This window comes from Citromicrobium bathyomarinum (genome assembly GCF_038594485.1).
In the GTDB taxonomy this organism is placed as follows: Bacteria; Pseudomonadota; Alphaproteobacteria; order Sphingomonadales; family Sphingomonadaceae; genus Alteriqipengyuania; species Alteriqipengyuania bathyomarina_A.
This window is the reverse complement of the sequence record NZ_JBCFZG010000009.1, coordinates 1-1,935: the sequence shown is the minus strand read 5'-3', so window position 1 is coordinate 1,935 and position 1,935 is coordinate 1. Positions and strand designations below refer to the sequence as shown.

General features: G+C 59.8%; 3 protein-coding genes. All 3 read left to right on the top strand.

Annotation, left to right across the window (positions count from 1 at the left end; genetic code table 11):
- The first annotated feature begins 114 nt into the window (after nucleotides 1-114).
- Nucleotides 115-657, top strand: coding sequence for a recombinase family protein (locus AAG591_RS15145; protein ID WP_342532306.1), 543 nt, complete (start codon nucleotides 115-117; stop codon nucleotides 655-657).
- Between the two features lie 2 nt (nucleotides 658-659).
- On the top strand, nucleotides 660-1,523 hold the full coding sequence (locus tag AAG591_RS15140) for a GIY-YIG nuclease family protein (protein WP_342532305.1): 864 nt from the start codon (nucleotides 660-662) through the stop codon (nucleotides 1,521-1,523).
- 192 nt (nucleotides 1,524-1,715) lie between these two features.
- On the top strand, nucleotides 1,716-1,935 hold a 220-nt coding region (locus AAG591_RS15135), incomplete at its 3' end, for a hypothetical protein (protein ID WP_342532304.1).

Below are 1,935 nucleotides of genomic sequence, written 5' to 3'. Positions count from 1 at the left end.
TAAGCCCGAGCGGGACACCGGCCTGAGGCAGAATCTTCGTCTCAAATGAGTTGCTGACAGATTCGAAACATCTGCAATCGTGTTGCCTAGAGCCATACGAGACAGGAGATGCGGATGCTGGTCGGATACGCGCGGGTAAGTTCGAGCGGACAATCGCTCGACATCCAGAACGAGAGCCTTGCCCAAGCAGGATGCGAGAAGGTCTTCGCCGAGAAGATGTCAGGCCGGTCGGCGAAGGACCGGATCGAACTCTCCAACGCAATCGACTTCGTGCGGCAGGGCGACACGCTCGTCGTCACTCGGCTCGACCGTCTGGCAAGGTCGGTGGGTGATCTTCACCGGATCATCGAGAAGCTGACTGGCAAGGGCGTCGAGTTCCGCTGTATCAACCAGAGCGGCGTCGATACCGACACCAGCACCGGCAAGTTGATGTTGTCGATCCTCGGAGCAGTTGCCCAGTTCGAGAACGACATCCGCCGCGAACGTCAGATGGAAGGGATCGCCAAGGCGAAGACGGAAGGAAGATACAAAGGCCGCCCTACAAGCATCGATCCCGATCAGGTCAAGGTGCTCAAGGAGAGGGGCCTAGGAGCCACGCAGATCGCTCGTGAGATGAAGATCGGTCGCGCCTCGGTCTATCGAGCACTCGCAGCCTGAAGATGCCCCAGAGCGCCCTACAGCTAGGTCTGCTGTTCCATGGTGACAGCGCGGGCTGCAAAGCCTTCCTCGGGCAAGGCAGCCAGCACTACGTGTATGTTCTGCGACGGCCAGATGGACGGCCCTTCTACGTTGGCAAGGGGATCGGGCAGCGCGTCTTTCAGCACGAGAACGAAGCGCGCCATCCCAACAACCGACTCTCGAACGCACACAAGCTGAACGTCATCCGGTCGATCTGGCGATCAGGTAATGCGCCGACTTACGAGATCGACTTCGTGACCGATGATCCTGCCGCAGCCTATGCGCGGGAGACCGATCTCATCACTCACTTCGGACGGTTGCACGAAGGAGGGCCGCTCACCAATCGAGCAGCAGGTGGTGGATCGACCGCAGGCCCAGCACCGATATCCAAAGAACGTCACTCGGCAACGCTGGGAGGGAATCCGCGAGACAATCCAGAACGCGCCATCCTCAATCGCTTCGTGCTCGGCATCGCCGAGATGGGATCGGTAGTGATAAAGCCCATCGGCCAGTTCATCGCCAAGCCGACCGTCAAGTTCCCCAAAAGCACACGCAGCTTGTCGCTGCGTCAGGCAGTAGCAGTCGCTGCATCGGCTGCGGCCAACGGAATCCTCATGGATGGTGCATGCCGTATCCCCCGTAAGCTCGTCATCGAAGATGTCGCGGGCCTGATCGAGAACGGGGTATCCTGCGACTTGCTCACCAGTGGCAGCGTCACGCTGCTCACCGCGCCCGATCCGGAAGACGAATGCTTTGATCTCTCCGCAGCACAGGCCGGTGCCGTCATCGATCTGATCGGCCTCCGCAAGGCGAGCGATCTTGGAATCATCACAGCGTTGGGCTGAACGCCCCGCTGGGAACTCACGATGTCAATCCGACGACCTCGATGGGAAGCGGGCCATGCACGCGGCAGCATGGACTGAGAATCCCATTCTAGAGCATCCTGATCGCGCCTGCATTATTCCCGTGCACGGTCGTCCGGATCATCACCGGCGTCGCGACATCGTTGACCAATCGACGATCCGTGCCACGCTCGAATGATGACCAAAACCGTCCCCGAAAACGTCGATCCCATCGTGACCACCATCGTCCCCGAAAACGCTGTCGGCGATACATCCGACGATCAGGATGACGATGACCAACGTTGGATCGAAACCGTCCTTGCCAGCTTACCGAGACGCTCGCGCGAAGCGCGCATGGCGTTGGCACAAGCTCTGCTAGACGGTGATGCCAAGCCCGATCCTGTCGGGTGCGCCA